This window comes from Winogradskyella sp. PE311 (genome assembly GCF_046545555.1).
Classification (GTDB): Bacteria; Bacteroidota; Bacteroidia; order Flavobacteriales; family Flavobacteriaceae; genus Winogradskyella.
In genome coordinates, this window is the sequence record NZ_JBHZTH010000002.1 from 321027 (window position 1) to 344357 (window position 23331).

A 23331-nucleotide genomic window follows, 5' to 3' on the forward strand; every position below is an offset into this window, starting at 1 on the left:
TATGAATTTTAAAAACACGATAGTATCAGTAGGTATTATTTTTGTTGTCTTATCATGTGCAACAAATCCATTCACAGGTAAAAAAACGATGGCATTTGTTGGAAATGATCAACTTTTCCCATCTGCATTTGCACAGTACAATCAAGTCTTATCAGAAAACGAGGTTGTTACTGGTACAAAAGATTCTGAGATGATTACCAGAGTAGGTCAGCGTATAGCAGTGGCCGCAGAACGTTGGTTAAATGCAAATGGTCATCAAGGCTATTTAGATGATTATAAATGGGAATACAAACTCATTCAATCAGAACAAGTTAATGCATGGTGCATGCCAGGAGGTAAAATTGCTTTTTATACAGGTATCCTTCCAATTGCACAAAATGAAACTGGTGTTGCCGCTATTATGGGACACGAAGTTGCACATGCTTTAGCAAACCATGGTCAGCAACGTATGAGTGCTGCCTATTTACAACAAGGTATCGCTGTAGCAGGTAATATAGCTTTAGCTAATGATGAAAATCTTGGTTTATATAATCAAGCATTTGGTATCGTTTCTAATGTTGGTGGTATGTTGCCGTTTAGTAGAGGTCACGAAACTGAAGCTGATAGAATTGGATCTTATCTAATGGCAGTAGCTGGTTACAACCCAGATGAAGGTGCGGAACTATGGAAACGTATGAAAGCTAACAGCGGAGGACAAGCACCACCGGAATTTTTAAGTACACATCCTAGTAATGATTCTCGTATTGCTAATTTGCAGGCGTTAGCTCCTAAGGCTAAAGCTGAAGCAAAGAAATTTGGGGTTACATCGTTTAGACCTATAAATTAATATTAGATTAAATAATATTTGACTAATTTAGAAGCTGTCCTTTTTGGACAGCTTTTCTTATTTAAATATTATGAGCGAACTTAAAAAAGGAAGCAAAAAGCTTCTCAATGCCTGGGCATTTTACGATTGGGCAAATTCGGTGTATACCTTAACTATTGCATCGTCTATATTTCCAATTTTTTATTCAGCATTATTTCTTACTGAGATTAAGAAGGTTACGGCTTTCGGTTATGAATTTAAGAGTACGGCACTAATTACTTTTGTTACAGCATTTACATTCCTCGTAGTTGCTGTTTTATCTCCCATTCTTTCTGGTATTGCAGATTATGTTGGGAATAAGAAAAACTTCATGAAATTCTTTTGCTATGTCGGATCTGTTGGCTGTATTGGACTGTATTGGTTTAGTATAGAGCCTGATAGAATTCATTTAAGTTTATTATTCTATTTTATGGGATTGATAGGATATTGGGGAAGTTTGGTCTTTTATAATTCGTATTTACCTGATATTGCTTTTGAAGAACAGCAAGACAGCATAAGTGCAAAGGGTTTTAGTATGGGCTATTTTGGCAGCGTACTATTGCTTATAATCAATTTAGTGATGGTTATGAGTCAAGAAACTGGTGAGGATAAAATGCAAATGATGCGCTATTCATTTATTACTGTTGGTATCTGGTGGGCCTTATTTAGCCAATACACATTTTATATATTGCCTAAAGGATCATCTTCAGGACATAAAGTCACTAAATCTATAATCTTTAATGGGTTTAAAGAGCTTAAAGGTGTCTGGAATCAGCTTAAGCAGAACCTAAGATTAAAGCGTTATTTATATGCATTTTTTGTATTTAGTATGGCGGTACAAACCATTATGCTCGTTGCTGTTTATTTTGGCGAAGAAGAGATTGCTTGGGGAAGTGATGAAGCTAAAACCACAGGACTCATCTCAAGTATATTGGTAATTCAATTGGTAGCTATATTAGGTGCTTTTTTAACGTCTAGAGCTTCTTCAAAATTTGGTAACATAAAAACACTTATTGCAGTCAATTTCATTTGGATGGCACTTTGTTTTTATGCCTATTTTATGAAATCACCAATGGAGTTCTATATTGCTGCATCATTAGTAGGTTTGGTTATGGGAGGTATTCAATCTTTAGCAAGATCTACATATTCTAAATTTTTGCCAGATACAGAAGATACAACATCTTATTTCAGTTTTTATGATGTTGCAGAGAAGATAGGTATTGTTATTGGTATGCTTATTTACGGTTTTATAGACCAGATTACAGGTAGTATGCGTAACTCCATATTATTCTTATTTGTGTTTTTTTTATTGGGAATTGTTTTGCTTTTTAGAATTCCTAAAAAAGATTTATAAAAAAGGACAAGCAAAACGCTCATCCTTTTCATCTTTTGGTTGATTATAAAACTTAGTTACTCACACTACCTGAGCCCGTAATTCTTGTATCTTTTTTTGTAGGTGTACCAGAATAACGAACATCGCCAGAGCCTGTAATTCTTACTTTTAATTCACCATTACAAACTATAGCTACATCACCAGATCCTGTGATTTTAGCTTCAACGTTATTGCTCTTTAAACTCTTGCCATTAAAGTCACCAGAACCTGCAACCTTAGTCATTAAATTATTAGTAGAACCATTTAATGATATATCCCCAGAACCTGAAATACTACTTTCTATATTTTTTGCAGACACATTTAAGTCAATATCACCAGAGCCAGCTATAGATACATCAAAATTATTTGCTTCAATAATACCCATGTTTTCAATATCACCAGAACCAGAAAGAGAAACAACACTAATAGATTCGTAAGGAACAGTAATAACAATGGCTTTTGTTGATCTAAGGTTAAAGCCCTTTTTTGTTTTTACGATAAGCATTTCATCTTTTACTTCGGTGATAATATATTCCATAAGATTGGCATCACCTTTAATAGTAATTTCACCTTCTTTACCTTGCACAAGCTTAAAGTCCATTGATCCTGCGGCTTTTAAACCATCGTAAGAACCTGTTGATCTAGTCTCTGTAGTAATGTTGCCGTCACCTTTAATTTTCTTCCATTTTCCCCATTGTGCATGAGTTGTTGTAATAGATAATAAAAAAGCGATTACAGTAATTGATTTTAATAGTTTCATGATTTTTATTTTTGATTAATTGATTTTATATGTTGTTTGTACTGAATTTATTTCAGTAGCTCTTATTGTTTTTTAAAACTCACACTACCGTGTTGTGAACTAATTTTCACCATGTTTCCAGAATCTTTAGTCCCATAATAACCATCATACTTTTTGCTTGTATGATCTACTTCCTTGTTAACAAAATTAAAACCGTCAGAGTCTCTTAACGATCCATGAGCGAAGTCTAAATCGAAATTAAAATTAAAATTAGCATCATAGCCTATAGTCATACTTGTAAATCTTGTATCAATATTTATGTTATTAGCTTTAGGAGCGATCTTATCTATTTTTAAAGAACCATGACTACCCTTAATCGCAAGATTTTTAAATACATTACCAATTCTAGAAGTAAGGTGATTCCCTTGTCCTTCTAAGTTATTAATATTATCTACAACCAAAGACCCAAAATTACAATCATACTCGATGTTTTCTGCAAATTCGATTTGGGACCTTGTATGATTGGCCTTTATATCTATTGCTTCAGTTTTTGCAATTGTAAAACCACTATGATTTGCTGAAATTCGTCCTGCCTTAATATATTCAAAGTAGCTATCCTTGGTATGATTAAAGCTAATTACATTGTTATTAGACATTAACTCTTTGGTTGTTATTTTACCATGATTGCAACTAATTTTACTAGAGCCTTTTAATTTATCTAATGTAATAGATCCAAATTCATTGTTTAAGTCTACGTTATTAGTCATTGGTACTTTTATAACATAATCAATCTCCATTTGTAAGTTCATCTTTTTTCCCCAACTCCACCAATTCTTTTTGTTTTTTTCAATTTTGGTAACTGCAGAAACTAAGTCATTAGAAGCTGAAAAGTCAACATCTATTCTATTAAGACGGTCTTGCACTTTTTCTTCATCATTTCCAGTAATTTTAATAGTAATATCAAACTCAATACGGTTTTGATCCCAAGTAATGATATTTAAATTTCCAAAACTATTTTTCACTTTTAAAGTGGCATTTGAGGATACATTAAATGATTTTTTAATGTTTCGTTCTTTACTAGTCTTAGCTGCTACTAGGTCTGTATTAGCAAATGTTATAAACGGAATAACAAATAGTAATAATGCTAACTTATATTGTATTTTTTGTATCATCGGTTATTGTTTTTAAATTTTTAATAGTCTTAATTTCTTCTAAGACAATGTTCAAAATGTCTATTCGGTTTTGAAAGTTGGTAATCATGGCATAAATAATGCGCTGATCGCTACCACTTTCGGTTAATTCTAGTTTCAATTTTTTGTATTCTTTTTCGAGACTTTTAATCTGTTCTAAAGCATCATTAATAACACTTTCAGTAAATGGTGAACGTTCTTTATTTAGTTTCTTTAATTCATTCTCAATAGTAGCAGTAAAGAAATCTTGAGTTTCAGAAAGCTCAGGTGAGACACTTGCTAAATCTCTAACTTCAGTATCATTATTTAGTGTTGTAAATACACTTAAGCAAATAACTATTGAAGCAGCAATAGCCAAAAAAGGTTTCCAATTAATAGTGCTAGATTTTTTTGATGCGACCAAAGTCAGATCATTAGCTTTTAATTTGTCTAAAAACCTATTCTCATGGCCCTCATTAGGTTTAGTTATATCAAACTCATCCTTTAGGTCATCAAATAAATCCTTTATAGTATCTTTTTGCATATTTCTAAAATTTATGCCGTTTGTATTAACTTTTTACGCAAACTTTCCTTGGCCCTAGAAATCATAGTTCTACAATTTGCATATGATATATTCATGATATCACAGATTTCTTCATAATCATAACCTTCAATAAGGTGCAATGTTAGACCCAAACTGTAGTTTGGTTTTAAATTTTTCATTACGCTCATTATTTGTTTTACTTTATGATTATTTTGGTTGTCTTCTATTATGCCACTATCATCTTCAACTTTATATAGTATAGATTCTAAAGGCACTTCATTTTGTTTTATGTTTTTGTTGTAGTAGCCAATACTATTATTTACTACAATTCGTTTTAACCATGCACCAAACACATTGGTGTCTTCTAGAGTATTTAACTTTGTAAAAGCTGTTAAAAATGACTCTTGCATAATGTCCTCAGCTTTAAAAGAATCTTTTACAATTCTAATTGCTGTGTTGTACATTGCTTTGTTATATCTGTTATAAACTTCCAACTGCGCGCGTTGGTTGTTAGATTTACATTGCAATAGTAACTGCTCGATATTTTGATTGGTTGATGTCAAAAAAACAATTGCTTTTATATATAGATGTTAACTTTATCCAAGTGTTACAGTTTGATTAAAAAAACTTTTGAATTTTATAAAGATAATGGCATAACAATTGAAAATATAATTGTGTGAATAACTTTAAATAGATACTAACTATTTGATAATCAGTTTAAAGTTAATTATTAATACATTTAAAAAAATGTTATTCTGTTTTAAGTAAATGACAGAATGGCTTATATATACTATGAGTAAACAAAAATTTTTAGGACTTGACAGTTTGTCATTTCAGGATTTTGACGAGAATTCAGAATTAATTCCTTTAATGACGCCAGAAGATGAAGAATTAATTAATAATGAGTCTTTACCTGAATCCTTACCTATATTATCTTTAAGAAATACGGTATTGTTTCCTGGTGTAGTTATTCCAATTACAGCTGGTCGTGATGCCTCAATAAAGTTAATTAATGATGCTAACAAAGGTGGCAAGGTTATAGGTGTGGTATCTCAAAAGGACGAAGGTGTAGAGAACCCCAAAGCAAAAGATATATACAAGATAGGTACTGTTGCACGTATTCTAAAGGTGTTAAAAATGCCAGATGGTAATACTACTGTGGTTATTCAGGGTAAAAAGCGTTTTCAAATAAATGAGGTTATTTCTGAAACTCCATATCTAACAGCTACTATCTCTGATATCGCTGAAGCTAAACCAGCCAAAGACAATGAAGAGTTTAAAGCAATTATAGAGTCTATAAAGGACTTATCACTGGAGATTATAAAGGAAAGTCCAAATATTCCGTCCGAAGCATCATTTGCTATAAAGAATATAGAAAGTAGCTCGTTCTTAATCAATTTTGTGTCTTCTAACATGAATCTTAAAGTTGAAGAAAAGCAAGAACTTTTAAAGATTAATGATCTTAAAGAGCGTGCACTAGCAACTTTGAAGTTTATGAATATGGAATATCAAAAGTTAGAGCTTAAAAATGATATTCAGAATAAGGTTCAAAGTGATATGAATCAACAGCAGCGAGAGTATTTCTTGCACCAGCAAATGAAAACCATTCAAGAAGAATTAGGTGGTGGAGTATCCTCTGGTGAGGAAATCGAAGAAATGAAAGCACGTGCTAAAGAAAAAAAATGGGACGAAAAAGTAAAGGCACATTTCGATAAAGAGTTGTCTAAGATGCAACGTATGAATCCTCAAGTGGCTGAATATTCGATACAGCGTAACTACTTAGACTTGTATTTAGATTTACCTTGGAATGAATTTAGTAAAGATAAATTCGATCTTAAACGCGCTATGAAAATCTTAGATCGCGATCATTTTGGTCTAGACGATGTTAAGAAACGTATTATAGAATATTTAGCTGTCTTAAAACTTCGTAATGATATGAAGTCGCCAATTCTATGTTTATACGGTCCTCCAGGAGTTGGTAAAACATCTCTAGGAAAATCTGTAGCAGAAGCTTTAGGTAGAGAATATGTAAGGATTTCCCTAGGTGGTTTACGAGACGAATCCGAAATAAGAGGACATCGTAAAACGTATATTGGTGCTATGCCAGGTCGAATTATTCAGAGTTTAAAGAAGGCACAAACCTCTAATCCTGTATTTGTATTAGATGAAATAGATAAGCTCTCAACAGGGAGTCAAGGTGATCCTTCTTCTGCGATGCTAGAGGTTTTAGATCCAGAACAAAACAGTGAATTTTACGATAATTTCCTAGAAATGGGATATGATTTATCTAAAGTTATGTTTGTTGCTACTGCTAATAGTTTAAATACGATTCAACCTGCTTTGAGAGATCGTATGGAGATTATAAATGTTACAGGTTACACTATTGAAGAAAAAGTAGAGATTGCCAAACGTCATTTGTTACCAAAACAGTTAAAAGAACATGGTTTAGATAATTCTCATTTGAGAATAGCCAAACCACAGTTAGAAAAAATAGTTGAAGGTTATACTCGTGAATCTGGTGTGAGAGGACTGGAAAAGCAAATTGCTAAAATGGTACGTTATGCAGCCAAAAATATTGCAATGGAAGAGGATTATAATATCAAAATATCTAATGACGATGTAATTGAGATTTTAGGCAGTCCAAGATTAGAACGCGATAAGTATGAAAATAATAATGTTGCTGGTGTTGTTACAGGATTAGCATGGACGAGAGTAGGAGGTGATATTCTATTTATAGAATCTATCTTGTCTAAAGGAAAAGGAAACCTTACCATTACAGGAAACTTGGGAAAAGTTATGAAAGAATCTGCAACCATTGCCATGGAATACATTAAGGCAAATGCAGATACATTTGATATTAATCCTGAAGTTTTCGATAAATACAATGTACACATTCATGTACCAGAAGGTGCCACACCAAAAGATGGACCAAGTGCAGGTGTAACTATGTTAACTTCTTTAGTATCTTTGTTCACACAGCGCAAAGTGAAAAAGAGTTTAGCTATGACAGGTGAGATTACCTTAAGAGGTAAAGTTTTACCAGTTGGAGGTATAAAAGAAAAAATCTTAGCAGCAAAGCGTGCAAGAATAAAAGAAATCTTATTGTGTGAAGATAATAAGCGCGATATTGATGAAATAAAACCCCAATACTTAAAAGGACTTACTTTTCATTATGTTACAGACATGAGCGATGTATTAAAACTCGCATTAACAAATCAAAAAGTAAAAAATGCAAAAAAACTTTAAATTAATTTTATCCATTATAATAGTACTGTTGGCAGGAGCCCTCGCTTTTGGTCAGGAAGAAAGTAAAAAAATAGAGTATAAAGAAGTTACCTTAGATGGTAAACCTGCTAAGCTTAACGTGTTAACTGGTGAGATTACGTTTGTAAATCCAAATGATAAAACGAAACCTGTTAAGTTTGATGATTATGTAAAAAATTCAAACAAGCAAGCTAAAGATGTTATTGCTTCAAATTCAGTTTCGAGTTCACAACCTATCATTCATACTGTAAAAGAAGGTGAAAATTTATTAAAAATTTCCCAGCGTTATGGCGCATCTTTAACAGATTTAAAGCGTATTAATAATTTGGAAACGACTTTAGTTAAAATAGGACAAAAATTACGTGTTAGTCATTTTGATCCTATAGAAAACAATACAGAGGCAGTGTCTAAACCTATTTACGTAAAGAATGTTTCAGAGGAGGGATTTCACATCGTAAAAAAAGGAGAAACACTTTATAGGTTAGCAAATAATTATGGAATAACGGTTAGTGAATTAAAACAATATAATGGTTTAAACTCTAATCTTATTAAAGTCGGTCAGAAGCTTTTACTTCCAAATAGTAATATTGAAACTGAAAACACTGATGATACTGTTACATCTTGGCGCGTAGTTAAAGGAGATACCTTATTTAGTATTTCATTGTATACAGGGACAACTGTTTCTGAGTTAAAGAGAATTAATGGATTAAACAATAATATTATTAAAGTTGGGCAACAAATAGACTTTATCTCGAAAAGTGCAACAGCGAAAAAATAAAATATACTTATGCTCGTTTTAAGATTGAACTCTTTTAAAAGAAAGTATAAGAGTTCAATGATTCTGTTATGTGATTTCAAGAAAAAAAATACATAATATTGCACATTCTATGATTAAGAGGCTTACCAGCACATTTTGCTTATTGTTGGCACTACCATTGTTTGCGCAACTGGGTGGTGAGTCTACGTATCAATTTCTTAATTTGGTATCTTCACCAAGGCAAGCTGCACTTGGTGGAAAAATCATCACTAATTTTGATCATGATGTTACAGAGGCGCTATATAATCCAGCTTCTATTAACTGGCAAATGCATAATCAATTAGCTGTAAATGTTTCTAGTTACCTTGGTGGTATTTCTTATGGTACAGCAGCATATGCATACACTTGGGATAGGCACTTACAGACATTTCATTTTGGTGTTACTTATATTAATTATGGAACATTTGATGGTTATGATTTAAATGGAGTTTCAACAGGAACATTTACTGGTAATGAAGCAGCGATTTCGGCAGGTTATAATTATAATATTCCATTTACAGACTTTTATGTTGGTGCCAATATAAAGATTATAACGTCACTATTAGAGCAATATAACTCTGTTGGTGGCGCAATAGATATAGGAGCAATGTATATTAATGAAGATTTAGATTTTCATGCTGCGTTAACGATTAGGAATCTCGGAACACAATTTTCTACATATGCAGGACAAAACGAACCGTTGCCTTTTGAGGTTAATTTTGGAATGTCCCAAACTTTAGAAAATGTACCTATTCGATGGCATTTAACTCTAGAAAATCTTCAGCAATGGCCAATTGGTGTATCTAATCCTGCTAGAGCAATCTCAGATTTAGATGGTAATCAAACACAAGAAAAAGTTGGGTTTTTAAATAATACTTTACGACATTTAATTTTAGGTGCAGAATTATGGCCAGAAAGAGGTTTTAATTTAAGATTAGGTTATAACTTTAGGCGTGCAGAAGAGTTAAGAATTGTAGATCAAAGAACTTTTTCGGGACTTTCTGTTGGAGTAGCAGTGAAATTAAATAAAATACGATTTAGTTATACTCATGCAAGATATACTAGTGCTTCTAATACAAGTTTTTTTGGAATTCAGATAGACTTGGATAATAGAAGGCGATAAATTAGTGTAAATTAAGTCTTATAGTTTTAATTAAATTTGATTAGAACAAAATAAATAGATTCCATTTTATGGGAAATAAATATGAATAAAATTACTATAGCCATAGATGGTTTTTCATCGACAGGAAAAAGTACAATAGCAAAGCAAATAGCTAAAGCCTTAAATTATATATATGTAGATACAGGCGCCATGTATAGAGCTGTAACACACTTTGCTTTGAAGAATAACCTTATTGGAGATGGTTTTTTTAATTCTACCGAACTTATTAATAAATTAAACGAAATTAAAATTTCATTTAAGTTTAATGAAGAACTTGGTTTCGCTGAGGTTTATCTTAATGAAGTAAATATTGAAGATTCGATAAGAACATTAGAGGTTTCTCGTTTTGTTAGCCCTGTTGCAGCAATTTCAGAAGTTCGATTAAAATTAGTGCAACAGCAGCAACTAATGGGTAAGGATAAAGGTATTGTAATGGATGGAAGAGATATTGGTACAGTAGTATTTCCTGAAGCTGAGTTAAAAATATTCATGACAGCTTCTGCTGAGACTAGGGCTAAGCGTCGTTATAAGGAATTATTAGAACGTGGCCATAATCTTAGTTATAATGATGTTTTAGATAATGTAACTACTAGAGATCATATAGATTCTACCAGAGAAGATTCTCCTTTGGTAAAAGCAGAGGATGCAATAGAAATCGATAATTCAGATTTGACTATTGAAGAACAAATTACTACTTTACTAGAATTAGCTCATAAATACATATAAAAAAAGCGACCATTTGGTCGCTTTTTTATTGAATGCTTTAATTTCTATAAATTAGGAATTACCAATTCTTGGTCTGGATGAATAACATCAGGATTCTTTAGAATGCTTGTGTTAGCAGCAAAGATCTCTTTGTACTTCATTGCATCTCCATAATAATGTTTTGCAATTTTCCCTAAAGTTTCTCCAGAAGAAACAGTATGTCTAGCATATACTGACTCATCAGCAACGGTTATATTTGCCATAACATCAGCCGGATTATCTCCACCAGCCGCTTTAATAGCATCCCATAATAAGTTTTTTTCGTATTGTGTAGCTGCTGTACCTTTTATCTTAAGTACTCCATTTTCCTCACTAACATCTCCGTTCTGAATGTTTAATTTTTCTCCTAAGTCTAGCACGCCTTGGTATTTAGCTCTAACCATAATTGTAAGTTTTAATTTTAAATATTAATAGTATTGTAAATATACCAAATTTTAACATCTCTGTATCATTTTGATATTCTATTTATAAGACACTAAAAAATTATTTAAGTCACATTGTTTATAGTTTGGTTTTAAGAAGAATAAATAGTATTTTTGCAGACCTTTTTGGCGAAATTAGAAAGTAAGAAAAGGATAAACAACACATAATTAATAACTTCTGTAGGTTTTTCGCTAAACTTTCAAAACAGACAGGATACAAATTTTTATTCAGCACATGTCTGAAAAAGAAACAAAACAAGCTGAGGTTGAAGCAACTGAAGCAGTAACAGTAGCAGCTCCTGTAGTATCTGAAGCGCAAGCAAATCCAGAAAAATTCTTAAAAGAGTTCGATTGGCACAATTACGAAGAAGGAATTGAGCAGGTTGAAGACACTAAATTAGAAGAGTTTGAAAAGTTAGTATCTGAAAACTTCGTTGATACATTAGATGATGAAGTTGTAGAGGGTACTGTTATTACTATTAGTGATAGAGATGCAATTATTGACATCAATGCTAAGTCTGAAGGTGTAATTTCTCTTAATGAGTTTCGTTACAATCCAAACCTTAAAGTTGGTGACAAAGTAGAAGTATTGATTGATGTGCGTGAAGATGCAACAGGACAATTAGTATTATCGCACAGAAAAGCTCGTGTAATAAAAGCATGGGACAGAGTAAACAATGCACATGATACTGGCGAAATCGTAAACGGTTTTGTAAAATGTAGAACTAAAGGTGGAATGATTGTAGATGTATTTGGTATAGAAGCGTTCTTACCAGGTTCTCAAATCGATGTTAAGCCAATTAGAGATTACGATCAGTACGTAAATAAAACTATGGAATTTAAAGTTGTGAAAATCAACCACGAATTCAAAAACATAGTAGTTTCTCATAAAGCTCTTATTGAAGCTGATATTGAAGAACAAAAGAAAGAAATTATTGGTCAACTAGAGAAAGGACAAGTATTAGAAGGGATTGTAAAAAATATTACTTCTTATGGTGTGTTTATCGATTTAGGTGGTGTAGATGGTTTAGTTCACATTACAGATTTATCTTGGTCTCGTATCAACCATCCAAATGAGATTGTTGAGTTAGATCAGAAATTAAACGTTGTAATTCTTGATTTTGATGAAAACAAATCTAGAATTCAATTAGGTCTTAAGCAATTATCTAAACATCCTTGGGAAGCGTTAGGTGAAGAAGTTAAGATTGGCGATAAAGTAAAAGGTAAAGTAGTTGTAATCGCAGATTACGGTGCATTTGTTGAAGTTGAAGAAGGTGTTGAAGGCTTAGTTCACGTAAGTGAAATGTCTTGGTCTACACATTTACGTTCAGCTCAAGATTTTGTAACTGTAGGAGATGAAATCGAGGCAGTTATCTTAACTTTAGATAGAGAAGATCGTAAAATGTCACTTGGTATTAAGCAATTAACACCAGATCCATGGACAGATATTACTACTAAATACCCAGTTGGTTCTAATCATACTGGTATTGTACGTAACTTTACAAACTTTGGTGTTTTTGTTGAATTAGAAGAAGGTATCGACGGATTAATTTATATCTCAGACTTATCTTGGACTAAGAAAATTAAGCATCCATCTGAGTTCTGTAACGTAGGTGATAACTTAGACGTAGTTGTATTAGAGTTAGACGTAGAAGGGCGTAAATTATCTTTAGGTCATAAACAAACTACAGAAAACCCATGGGATAAGTACGAAACTGAGTTCGCTTTAGAAACTGTGCATAAAGCAGCAGTTACTGAAATGGTAGATAAAGGAGCAACAATAGATTTTAATGAAGATATTGTAGCCTTTATTCCAGCACGTCATTTAGAGAAAGAAGATGGTTCTAAACTTAAGAAAGGTGAAGAAGCAGAATTTAAGATCATTGAATTTAATAAAGAATTCAAACGTGTTGTAGCATCTCATACAGCAGTATTTAGAGCTGAAGAGGCAAAAATCGTTAAGCAAGCTGTTAAAAAACAAGCGGCTCAAGCGGCAGAAGCTAAACCAACTCTTGGCGATGCAAATGATGCTTTACAGGCACTTAAAGATAAAATGGACGGGAAGAAATAATTCCTTGAAATTATCAATTCAAAAAAAGCCTCTCGAAAATCGAGAGGCTTTTTTTATGAAATACATAAAAAATTAGTGACCAATTTAAAAGAAAAGCAAAATTAGTGGGTAACATTTTTTTCTGCTTAGACACATTAATAAAAGGAGAGTCCTTTTATTAATTTTAAAAAACATTTAATTATGAAAAACAAACTTTTAAGTCTTGGGAGAGTTTTGAGTAAATCCCAATTAAAAACAATTAATGGCGGTTCTGGTACTTGTGCTTATTACAATGGGGAATGGTACGTTGAGAATTTAAGTTATTCGGAAGTTCAAGGAATGCTTAGTGGACCAAACGATCATTGGTGTTGCGACTCTTGTGGTTCTGCCTCGTGGTTACCACAACGGATTAAAAAAGTACCAAACGAACCAACATAAAAGTTATTATGAAATTCAAAATTATGTTTAGCCTCTCGATTTTCGAAAGGCTTTTTTTATAAACCACCTTAATTTGATACTCAAATTATTTACCTTAACTTTGCACATCGATAACGCTTGAATACTAAATGAGTCAAAAAGTATTACTTAACTCCAAGGAAGTCAATATCATACTACACAGATTGACTTGTCAACTTATTGAAAATCATGACGATTTTTCTGAAACCGTTTTAATAGGGATTCAACCAAGAGGTAAATTTTTAGCAGATCGCATAGCTCAAATGCTCAATAGGGATTATAAAATAAAAAATGTTGAGCTAGGTCATTTAGATATTACATTTTTTAGAGATGATTTTAGACGCAGCGAAAAACCCTTAGAAGCAAATACTACCGAAATAGATTTTATTGTTGAGAACAAGAATATAGTTTTTATAGACGATGTATTATATACAGGTCGAAGTATAAGATCTGCACTTACAGCAATTCAGTCTTTTGGTAGGCCTAATAATATAGAATTATTAACGCTAATAGATAGACGTTTTAGTAGGCACTTACCAATACAACCAAATTATAGAGGTAGACAGGTAGATGCAATAGATAACCAAAAAGTAAAAGTAAACTGGGTAGAGAATGAAGGAGAAGATTCAGTCTACTTAATTGATAAATAGAATACTAATAATATGAGTGAACTAAGTGTTAATCACTTATTAGGGATAAAATATCTTACTAATGAAGATATAGAATTAATTTTTGAGACTGCAGATCAGTTTAAAGAAGTAATTAATAGACCAATTAAGAAAGTACCTTCACTAAGAGATATTACTATTGCTAATTTATTTTTTGAAAATTCAACTAGAACAAAACTTTCTTTTGAACTCGCAGAGAAACGGTTATCTGCAGATGTCATTAACTTTTCAGCGTCACAGTCTTCAGTTAAAAAAGGTGAAACCTTAATAGATACTGTAAACAATATCTTATCTATGAAAGTAGATATGGTTGTAATGCGCCATCCTAATCCAGGTGCGGGAGTATTTCTATCTAAACATGTCAATGCAAGTATAATCAATGCTGGTGATGGCGCTCATGAGCACCCTACCCAAGCTTTATTAGATTCTTATTCTATTAGAGAAAAATTAGGGTCAGTAAAAGGCAAGAATGTTGTTATTGTAGGAGATATATTGCATAGTAGAGTAGCGTTATCTAATATTTATGCGTTACAGTTACAAGGAGCTAATGTTATGGTTTGTGGTCCAAAAACTTTGCTTCCCAAATACATAGAAGATCTTGGTGTTAAAGTTGAAACTAATCTAAAAAAAGCTCTGGAATGGTGTGATGTGGCAAACATGTTACGAGTTCAAAACGAGAGAATGGATATTAGTTATTTTCCAACGACTAGAGAATACACACAACAATTTGGTGTAAATAAAGAGCTATTAGATAGCTTAAATAAAGAGATAGTTATAATGCATCCTGGACCTATAAATAGAGGTGTAGAGATTACCAGTGATGTTGCCGACTCTAAACAAGCTATTATTTTAAATCAAGTAGAAAATGGTGTAGCAGTTAGAATGGCAGTTATTTATCTGTTAGCATCTAAAATAAAACAATAGATAGATTAATGATTATAGATAGAGATGGTAATACGACTATAATTGCCCAAGAAAAAGCGTCAGTTAAAACTTTGGTAAATAATATTGAACAGGCTTATGATAAATATAAAAACTATCATTTGGTTGTAAGGTTATCTAGTTTAGATAAAATTTCGTTAGAAGATATTATAGAATTTCTGCGATTAAGTAATAATCACAGATCTGCTAAAAAATCTTTTGTAGTGGTATCCGATAATGCAGATTTAGACCAAATGCCAGATGAAATTGTTGTAGTACCAACATTACAAGAAGCATTTGACATTATTGAAATGGAGGATATTGAACGTGATTTAGGTTTTTAATATGAAATTAACCATATTAGGTTGTCACAGTGCAACACCACGAACAAATACCAATCCAACGTCCCAAGTTCTAGAAATTAATAACCACATGTTTCTAATAGATTGTGGAGAAGGCACGCAAGTAGAATTGCGTCGTAATAAAATAAAGTTTTCTAGAATTAAGCATATTTTTATATCTCACTTGCATGGCGACCATTATTTTGGTTTAGTCGGTCTAGTTAGTACTTTTAGATTATTAACTAGGGAGACAGAGCTTCACATTTATGGACCTAAAGGTATAAAAGAGGTTATAACACTGCAGTTAAAGCTTTCAGACTCTTGGACCAATTTCCCTTTATATTTTCATGAGTTAACCTCTAAAAAGTCAGAACTCATCTATGAAGATGATAAAGTAGAAGTGCATACAATTCCACTTATTCATCGTATCTATACCAATGGGTTTTTATTTAAAGAAAAACCTAATGAGCGTAAATTAAATATTGGTGCTGTTTTAGATGCTAATATTAATAAAGCGTATTACAGAAAGTTAAAGCAAGGTGCAGATGTAGAAAATGAAGAAGGAATTTTAATAAGTAATGAGTCTGTAACAAAAGACCCTTTACCTTCTAAGAGTTATGCTTTTTGCAGTGACACCGTGTATAACGAAAAAATAATCCCTATTATTAAGGATACTACAATATTATATCACGAATCTACTTTTTTAGATAAAAATGAAAATCTTTGCGAAAGAACAAAGCATAGCACAGCAAGACAAGCTGCTACAATTGCTAAAATGGCAAACGTAGAAACATTAATATTAGGCCATTTTTCTACAAGATATGGAAGTTATGACGGATTTAAAAGTGAAGCCAAGGAGGTGTTTGAAAACGTAGTTTTGGCAAAAGATGGTAAATCTTTTGAATTTTAGTTAAATTCATCCAATTGCTCAACCCAATTAATAGCCTCAGTTAAATTACTACAACGCTTAATACTTTTTTTAGAAAATTCTTTTTCTAATGTCGCATTACGTCGAGAAATCGAATTATAAGTAATGATGCAGCTTGCAACAAGAAATTTAGGATATTTAGTCATTATGTTAATCCAAACAAGCGGGTTTACAGAATACGCATTTACTCTATTAGATATCAAACAGATTTTTGGGTGAGCACCATAGAACGAAAATATCTCAGAAACGATAAGCTCAGCTTTGATAGAATCAAAATGTACACCTTCGTTAATTTCACCTATTACAAATTTTTCACATAAATAATAAGTTCCATAATTCATTTCAAGTTTATAATGTTTAATTTCATTAAACAATGCTGAATTTTCGAATTTCATATTTAACTTTGCTAGAAATCTAAGTTAGAAATTTTCTTTGATATTGTTACATTCAAATTCGTAGTTATAAAATTGTTTATGGAAAAAGATTTAAGTGATTATAGAAAATCTTATGAAAAAGGGGAGTTATTATTAGGTAGCGTTCCAGATAATCCAATAGAGCTTTTTAGAAGTTGGTTTACGGAGGTTGATACTCATTTTAGTGTAGATGAGACTAATGCGATGACACTATCTACAATTGGTGTCGATTTGTATCCAAAGAGTAGGGTTGTACTATTAAAAAAGTTTACACATGAGGGATTTATATTTTACACTAATTACGATAGTGAAAAAGGGAAAGCTATTCAAAAAAATCCAAATGTATGCTTATCTTTTTTTTGGCACTCTGCAGAACGCCAAGTTATTATAAAAGGAAAAGCAGAAAGAATAGCAGAGAATTTGAGTGATGGCTATTTTGAATCTAGGCCACGAGGAAGTCAATTAGGAGCAATTGCCTCTAATCAAAGTGAGGTTATTAAAGATAGAAATAAACTCGAGGCAAAATTAAAGAATTTAGAAATTGAATACGAAGGACAGGAAATTTTAAGACCAAAAAATTGGGGAGGCTTTATTGTTAAACCAATTGAGCTAGAATTTTGGCAAGGAAGGCCCAATAGATTGCATGATAGAATTAGATACCAGTTAAAAGAAAATCTTAATTGGAAAATAGATAGACTCTCACCATAGTAAACTTGATTATAACGTTTAAATGCAGGTATTAATCGTTTAAATGTATTTTAAATGTTAAAAAATGTGTATTTCATCGATGTTTTACAATAAATAACGATAAAATGCATGTATTTCGTCGAAAACACTTGTTTTTTTTTTTTTTTTAATAAGTAGGCAGTTAAATTGGTACTCCCAAACCTAAATAACCTACTTATGAAAGCTTCTAAACTACTGCCGTTTTTGGCTATTGTTTCAATTCTATCTTTTACATCTTGTTCTACAGAGGATATAGCTGAAGACATAGATGCTATTGAAGTTCCATTAGCTCCTCAAGCTAAACAGATAGAAATTGAAATCATGGAACTTATTAACGCACATAGAATTAATGAAGGTTTAAATACTTTAAATAATCACAATACTGTAAAGGCCGTTGCCTTTACGCACACAGATTATATGATTGAAGTAGACAATGTTTCTCATGACAATTTTTTTCAGAGAAAAGAAAGTTTACAACTTAATGCAGATGCAAATATTGTTTCTGAAAACGTAGCATATGGTTTTAATTCTGCTGAGTCAGTAGTAAATGCCTGGTTAAATAGCCCTAATCATAAATTAAATATTGAAGGAGATTATACAGATTTTGACATCTCTGCAGAACAGAACAATGATGGAAGATGGTACTTTACCAATATTTTCATTAAGCGTTAGACCGCAGTAAAAGTTGATTAATAGCAAAGAAAAGCCACAGCAATGTGGCTTTTTTTATTTCCTACATTTAAGTTACTTTTCATATGAGTTATACTTTAGTAAAAGTAAGCTAGCCTAAAAGGAATTTTGTTTTTACAAGCTATTAGTTTTAAAAAGTAGCATCATAAAAATGTTTTGAACTAGTATTGATATCATTAATGTTAAGTGCATTGCGGCTTATTTTGGTCATATGCAACTTCCTTTAATAATGTAACTCACTAGATTTTTTTACTTCTGATTATACTTTGAGACGTTTTTACATGTTAATATATTAGAACGCTTATCAAAATAGTATAGTAAACATATTTCGATTTGTTCCTTTAAGATCTCCAATCTCATAAAGGAACCAACAACTCTTTCATGAAGCTTTAAAATTATAGTTAAGGCTACTTATCACCCATTTACTTAGTTTTATTGTTAGGTTTTTTGCGATGTCTAAAATCTATTTTAATATTTAAAATTGGAAAAAAAAAGCAAGCTTACAATAAGCTTGCTCTTAAGAATAAGTAAAAGTTGAGGGTGATATTATTCGTTTACAATATAGAAATAGGAACGTCTGTTTAGTTGATGTTCTTCCTCACTACAATCAGTATTATTAGAACATTGATTTAATAATTGTGACTCTCCAAATCCAATGGCACTTTCTATTCTGTTAGCTTCAATGCCTCGAGATATTAAATAGTCTCTAGTAGATTTTGCACGCCTATCCGATAGTTTCATATTGTATCTATCACGTCCACGACTATCTGTATGTGATTCAATCTTGATAATCATATTTGGATGTTTACGCAGTACATCTACAATATTTTCTAACTCATAACTTGCATCTGTTCTAATATTGGATTTATTAAAATCAAAGAAAATAGGATTAATAACAATTTGATTGTCTATAATTAGTGGTTCTAAGTTAAGATCTAACTCATTAATTTTTTTATTATCTAGGTCAGTCTTAACGTCCTTTTTATCTACTTTGTAGTCAGGTTTATTACCTATTAAATTATAAATTTTATCGCAGTCTACAAGAAAATTGTATTCTCCACCATCTTTGGTAATAACTTCTTCTATAATTTTACCAGTTTCATCTAAAAGTTGCACAGTGACACCAGTTAAGATGATATTAGTTTTACTATCTCTAGCAAAACCTTTAATCTCTTGTTTACATTCTATTGTATTAAAGCTGTATATGTCATCACTTCCTTTACCTCCTGGTCTATTAGAAGAAAAATAACCTATTTGTGTATCAGAATTAATATAGAAAGCAAAATCATCATAACCACTATTAAACGGAGCACCTATATTAATCGGATCTTCACTGCGATCTCCTTTGAGTATGTCAGATTTAAATATATCTAATAATCCTAAATTCAGATAGCCATCAGAAGAAAAGTAGAGTGTATTATCTTTACTTACAAATGGAAACATCTCTCTGCCTTCGGTATTAATTTTTTCACCTAAGTTTTCTGGTTCTCCATAAGTACCGTTATCTTTAATTGAGACCGCATAAATATCGGTTTGTCCCAAACCACCTTCACGGTCAGAAACAAAATAAAGAGTTTTGTTATCTGCACTAAGTGCTGGATGTCCCGTAGAGTAAACTTTATCATTAAATGGTAATTCTACAATATCAGACCATTTGTTATCAATAAGACTAGCTTTATAAAGTTTTAAATGCGTAGTTCCTTCCTTATCATAGGCTAGTTTATTTCGTCGAGTAATATTGTCTCTAGTGAAATAAATAGTTTTACCGTCATTAGTAATTACAACAGACGCCTCATGATAATCAGTGTTGACTGCATCAGATTCTATTTTTATTGGGTTCGAATCATATGAAATAGCTTTACTATCTTCAATTAAAGATATCTGAAACAAATCTAAGAAGGGTTCTTTATTCCAATTATAAACTTTTTTACTATCATCTCTCGCTGATGCAAAGTATAATGTATTATTATAAACAAAACCTCCAAAGTCTGCATTAGTAGAATTAAACGGAACATTTTCAATATTTACAACTACATCTTTACTAGAAGTCAGTTTATCATAAATATCAGTTTCATCAGGATTATAACCTTTGAGTCGGCTATCACCTTTATGTAAAGCACTTAACTCTTTAAACCATTTATCTGCTTCGTCAAAACTACCTATACTTCTAAGAGATTGAATATATTTGTACAAATACTCGGCATCGATTTTTTTATACTTATTTAAAGCTTCTCCATACCAATATGCCGCTTTTTCAGAATTTGAATTATTGTAATACGCATCTCCTAAACGAGTTAATACATGTGCACTATCATCACCTTTGTCATATGCCTTTTGATAAAGTTCAATAGCTTTTAAATATGCAAAATCCTCGAAAAACTTATCAGCTAACTTGGTTTGCGAGTATGAAAACGCACAAGTTAAAATAAGGGTAAGAATTAATAATCTTGTCTTCATAATAGGTATCTTTTTAGAAGTATCTTGGAGATTTTATACGTTTACTTTTAAAGACTTCAAACATAAGCAGTACTTCATGAGTCCCACTTGTATATGGTCTTAAGTCTGAAATAGGATATTCATAAGCATAACCTATTCTTAACTGTCTTGAAATTTGAAAGTCAGCAATACCTCCTAGAGCAGCAGCAGATTCGTTTATTCTATAACTTGCTCCAAGCCATAGTGTTTCATTAAATAAAAAGTTAGCTGAAATATCAAATGATAATGGAGCTCCATTTGTACCTTTTAATAATACAGATGGTTTTAATTTTGTAGTTTCACTTAAATCAAAGACATAACCACCAGTAAAATAATAACTAATACGTTCTAAGGCCACATAATCAATAGTACCACTACCTCCATTATTGTAATCCGTATTTAATATTCTTGGTGCCGAAAGTCCTAAATACCAACGTTCTGAATGCCAATATAAACCTGCGCCAACATTTGGACTCCAGCGGTTTGAAACATCATTAAAAAAGGGATCATTTACAACCGAAGGATCGTTTAATAATTCTTGATCTAAATTATAATGTGTAAATCCTGCTTTTAGTCCGAAAGCTAGTTCTGAGTTAACACCAGTTTGTATAGTATATGAAAAATCACCATATATATATGCAAAATTTTCATAGCCTAATTGATCGTTAATAAAAGAAAGACCTAATCCAATCTTATCATTGCGTAAAGGTGTATGCATAGATAAGGTTTGTGTTTCTGGTCCACCTTCTAGGCCAACCCATTGGCTTCTATGTAAACCAACAACACTAAGTGTTTCTCTACTTCCTGCGTAAGCTGGGTTTATAGAAATAGTGTTAAACATGTATTGTGTAAATTGCGGTAACTGCTGAGCAAAAGCGGTGGATGCTCCCAGCAGAACGATAACAATACTTAAAAATTTTGTTAACTTCATCGGTCAAGTTTATTAGTTTGTTGCTACGTAGATCGGACCAGCAAATGGTTTCAATCCACTATCTTTAAAATTAATTATGTAGTAGTATGTTCCGGTTGGGACCTTACCAGAGTTTCCTACAGATGATCCGTGTGCATCACCATTCCAGTCGTTTTGGTAGTTTCTAGATTCGTAAATCTTTGCTCCCCAACGATTAAATATTTCTACTTCAATTGTAAATCCACAGAATTCAAGACCTGTAACTGAAAAGAACTCATTATAGTTATCTCCATTAGCAGTTACCGTCTTTGATATTATAACATTATTTTCATCACTACATGGCAATACGGTACATTCATCATCTATTGCTACAGTAACTTCAGCTTCTGTTTGGCATGGTCCTTCTGTAATTGCATATTTGAATACATAATCGCCAACAGTTACAGTTGATGGATCAAATAAACTTCCATTTATTGTTGCATCTCCAGATACAACACTCCATGTTCCGTTCATATCAAAGTCACCAGATAATAAATCGAATAAATCGAATTCAATATCTAAAATACAACGCGAAGCGTCAAACGGTTCAATAACATTACTAATCTCAACAAATATAGTTTGTGTAAAATCTGTCATATTACCACAATCATCCGTAACTGTCCAAGTTCTTATGATTTCGTAATCTTCAAAATCATTAGCTTGAGTTGTATCTTCGATAAAATCAACCGTAATATTATTAGAACAAGAATCTTCAAACACTAAGTTAGGTACTTCAGGAATCTCATCACATGCTACCGTTAAGTTTTCTTCAAGAGATGTAACTAGTGTTGGTGCATTATTATCACTAACCGTAATTATTTGCGTATGAACAGTATCATTTCCACAACTATCAACAGTAGACCATGTACGTTCAATAATATAGTCGCCAATACATGCGCCATTAGTAATTACTTCTTCAAATATTACATCAACGATTCCACAATTATCAGTTGCTGTTAAAGTTTCTGCCGCTGGTACAGCATCACATTCAGCATCTTGATCTGCTGGTAGTGTTTCGTTAAACGTTGGTGCAGTAGTATCTTCAACTGTTATAGTTTGTGTATGTGTAGTTTCATTACCACAAGCATCTGATGCTGTCCATGTTCTAACTAAGATATATTCATTGTCACAAGCTCCTGCTGTTGTTTCTTCTACTACAGTTACATTGGCATCTCCGCAGTTATCAGTGGCAGTTAATGTATCTGCTGTTGGAACGGCGTCACACTCTAAAGTTACGTCTGAGGGTAAATCACCATCAAATATGGGTGCTGTAGTATCTATTAAATTAATCGTCTGAATTATTGTTGTTGTATTATTACATTCATCTGTTAATGACCATGTACGAGTTATAATAGATTCATTATCACAGCTACCATTAGCAATGCTGTCTGTAAAAGTTGCTTCTAAGCCAGAAGAACAAGTATCATCTTCATCTGTAACGTCACCTGTTATAGTCAAATCATTTGAATCTATATCACATTCTATTGTGATGTCAGTAGGTACAGTAAATGTAGGAGGTGTTGTATCTTCAACAGTAATAGTCTGTGAAGCTGAAGATGTATTACCACAATCATCAGTAGCGGTAAACGTTCTCACAATAGTTTTTGTATTACCACAAGCAGCCGTTTCAACATCAG

23 protein-coding genes are annotated in these 23331 nt (G+C 32.1%); 14 read left to right on the top strand and 9 right to left on the bottom strand.

Annotated features, from left to right (window positions below; translation table 11 throughout):
* The first annotated feature begins 1 nt into the window (after position 1).
* Together ACFWU4_RS11020 and ACFWU4_RS11025 are read left to right on the top strand one after the other, a co-directional pair.
* Positions 2 to 826 (top strand): M48 family metallopeptidase, encoded by an 825-nt coding sequence (locus tag ACFWU4_RS11020; RefSeq protein WP_411127797.1) that lies wholly within the window; start codon positions 2 to 4, stop codon positions 824 to 826.
* 70 nt (positions 827 to 896) lie between these two features.
* Entirely contained in the window at positions 897 to 2198 is a 1302-nt protein-coding gene (locus ACFWU4_RS11025; protein ID WP_411127799.1) for an MFS transporter, read from the top strand.
* 52 nt (positions 2199 to 2250) lie between these two features.
* Here the strand turns inward: ACFWU4_RS11025 and ACFWU4_RS11030 are convergent, their stop codons facing one another.
* The 4 genes from ACFWU4_RS11030 to ACFWU4_RS11045 form a co-directional block, all read right to left on the bottom strand.
* Positions 2251 to 2976, bottom strand: a complete 726-nt coding sequence (locus ACFWU4_RS11030; RefSeq protein ID WP_411127801.1) for a head GIN domain-containing protein — start codon at positions 2974 to 2976, stop codon at positions 2251 to 2253.
* A gap of 62 nt (positions 2977 to 3038) precedes the next feature.
* Positions 3039 to 4127: a hypothetical protein gene (locus tag ACFWU4_RS11035; protein ID WP_411127802.1), complete on the bottom strand. Its 1089-nt coding sequence runs from the start codon at positions 4125 to 4127 to the stop codon at positions 3039 to 3041.
* Positions 4105 to 4668 (bottom strand): hypothetical protein, encoded by a 564-nt coding sequence (locus tag ACFWU4_RS11040; RefSeq protein WP_411127804.1) that lies wholly within the window; start codon positions 4666 to 4668, stop codon positions 4105 to 4107. Before ACFWU4_RS11040 ends, ACFWU4_RS11035 begins: the two co-directional genes overlap by 23 nt.
* An 11-nt stretch (positions 4669 to 4679) precedes the next feature.
* Positions 4680 to 5231 (bottom strand): RNA polymerase sigma factor, encoded by a 552-nt coding sequence (locus tag ACFWU4_RS11045; protein ID WP_411127806.1) that lies wholly within the window; start codon positions 5229 to 5231, stop codon positions 4680 to 4682.
* A 229-nt stretch (positions 5232 to 5460) separates the two neighbouring features.
* Between ACFWU4_RS11045 and lon the strand changes: the two genes are divergently transcribed.
* The 4 genes from lon to cmk all read left to right on the top strand — a co-directional run bounded on the left by lon (position 5461) and on the right by cmk (position 10616).
* On the top strand, positions 5461 to 7914 hold the full coding sequence (gene lon, locus ACFWU4_RS11050; protein ID WP_411127808.1) for an endopeptidase La: 2454 nt from the start codon (positions 5461 to 5463) through the stop codon (positions 7912 to 7914).
* Positions 7898 to 8710: a LysM peptidoglycan-binding domain-containing protein gene (locus ACFWU4_RS11055; RefSeq protein WP_411127810.1), complete on the top strand. Its 813-nt coding sequence runs from the start codon at positions 7898 to 7900 to the stop codon at positions 8708 to 8710. The genes lon and ACFWU4_RS11055 overlap by 17 nt, the downstream gene beginning before the upstream one ends.
* A gap of 109 nt (positions 8711 to 8819) precedes the next feature.
* The gene (porQ, locus tag ACFWU4_RS11060) at positions 8820 to 9851 is read left to right on the top strand and encodes a type IX secretion system protein PorQ (RefSeq protein ID WP_411127812.1); all 1032 of its coding nucleotides are present in this window, start codon (positions 8820 to 8822) and stop codon (positions 9849 to 9851) included.
* Between the two features lie 81 nt (positions 9852 to 9932).
* Positions 9933 to 10616 (top strand): (d)CMP kinase, encoded by a 684-nt coding sequence (gene cmk, locus ACFWU4_RS11065; RefSeq protein WP_411127814.1) that lies wholly within the window; start codon positions 9933 to 9935, stop codon positions 10614 to 10616.
* 44 nt (positions 10617 to 10660) lie between these two features.
* On the opposite strand, the gene ACFWU4_RS11070 is transcribed toward cmk, so the two are convergent.
* Positions 10661 to 11038 carry a LysM peptidoglycan-binding domain-containing protein gene (locus tag ACFWU4_RS11070; RefSeq protein WP_411127816.1) on the bottom strand — a complete coding sequence of 126 codons (378 nt, stop codon included), beginning with the start codon at positions 11036 to 11038 and terminating at the stop codon, positions 10661 to 10663.
* A gap of 274 nt (positions 11039 to 11312) precedes the next feature.
* Between ACFWU4_RS11070 and rpsA the strand changes: the two genes are divergently transcribed.
* From rpsA to ACFWU4_RS11100, 6 genes are all read left to right on the top strand, one after another.
* Positions 11313 to 13148: a 30S ribosomal protein S1 gene (gene rpsA, locus ACFWU4_RS11075; protein WP_411127818.1), complete on the top strand. Its 1836-nt coding sequence runs from the start codon at positions 11313 to 11315 to the stop codon at positions 13146 to 13148.
* A gap of 180 nt (positions 13149 to 13328) precedes the next feature.
* On the top strand, positions 13329 to 13565 hold the full coding sequence (locus ACFWU4_RS11080; protein WP_411127820.1) for a hypothetical protein: 237 nt from the start codon (positions 13329 to 13331) through the stop codon (positions 13563 to 13565).
* Positions 13566 to 13693: 128 nt separating this feature from the next.
* Positions 13694 to 14233, top strand: a complete 540-nt coding sequence (gene pyrR, locus ACFWU4_RS11085) for a bifunctional pyr operon transcriptional regulator/uracil phosphoribosyltransferase PyrR (protein WP_411127822.1) — start codon at positions 13694 to 13696, stop codon at positions 14231 to 14233.
* Between the two features lie 12 nt (positions 14234 to 14245).
* Entirely contained in the window at positions 14246 to 15175 is a 930-nt protein-coding gene (locus ACFWU4_RS11090) for an aspartate carbamoyltransferase catalytic subunit (protein ID WP_411127824.1), read from the top strand.
* 8 nt (positions 15176 to 15183) lie between these two features.
* Positions 15184 to 15516, top strand: coding sequence for a ribonuclease Z (locus ACFWU4_RS11095; RefSeq protein WP_411127826.1), 333 nt, complete (start codon positions 15184 to 15186; stop codon positions 15514 to 15516).
* A 1-nt stretch (position 15517) separates the two neighbouring features.
* Positions 15518 to 16423 (top strand): ribonuclease Z, encoded by a 906-nt coding sequence (locus ACFWU4_RS11100; RefSeq protein WP_411127828.1) that lies wholly within the window; start codon positions 15518 to 15520, stop codon positions 16421 to 16423.
* On the opposite strand, the gene ACFWU4_RS11105 is transcribed toward ACFWU4_RS11100, so the two are convergent.
* Positions 16420 to 16836: a hypothetical protein gene (locus ACFWU4_RS11105; RefSeq protein WP_411127830.1), complete on the bottom strand. Its 417-nt coding sequence runs from the start codon at positions 16834 to 16836 to the stop codon at positions 16420 to 16422. The two genes, ACFWU4_RS11100 and ACFWU4_RS11105, sit on opposite strands and share 4 nt — an antisense overlap.
* 78 nt (positions 16837 to 16914) lie before the next feature.
* Here ACFWU4_RS11105 and pdxH point away from each other — a divergent pair, with 78 nt between their 5' ends.
* Entirely contained in the window at positions 16915 to 17562 is a 648-nt protein-coding gene (pdxH, locus tag ACFWU4_RS11110) for a pyridoxamine 5'-phosphate oxidase (RefSeq protein WP_411127831.1), read from the top strand.
* A gap of 195 nt (positions 17563 to 17757) precedes the next feature.
* Positions 17758 to 18252, top strand: coding sequence for a CAP domain-containing protein (locus tag ACFWU4_RS11115; RefSeq protein WP_411127833.1), 495 nt, complete (start codon positions 17758 to 17760; stop codon positions 18250 to 18252).
* Positions 18253 to 18816: 564 nt separating this feature from the next.
* On the opposite strand, the gene ACFWU4_RS11120 is transcribed toward ACFWU4_RS11115, so the two are convergent.
* The 3 genes from ACFWU4_RS11120 to ACFWU4_RS11130 form a co-directional block, all read right to left on the bottom strand.
* Positions 18817 to 20727 (bottom strand): OmpA family protein, encoded by a 1911-nt coding sequence (locus ACFWU4_RS11120; protein WP_411127835.1) that lies wholly within the window; start codon positions 20725 to 20727, stop codon positions 18817 to 18819.
* A 13-nt stretch (positions 20728 to 20740) separates the two neighbouring features.
* Positions 20741 to 21676, bottom strand: a complete 936-nt coding sequence (locus ACFWU4_RS11125) for a type IX secretion system membrane protein PorP/SprF (RefSeq protein WP_411127837.1) — start codon at positions 21674 to 21676, stop codon at positions 20741 to 20743.
* A gap of 12 nt (positions 21677 to 21688) precedes the next feature.
* Positions 21689 to 23331: gliding motility-associated C-terminal domain-containing protein (locus ACFWU4_RS11130; protein WP_411127839.1), on the bottom strand; the 1643-nt coding region annotated here is incomplete at its 5' end.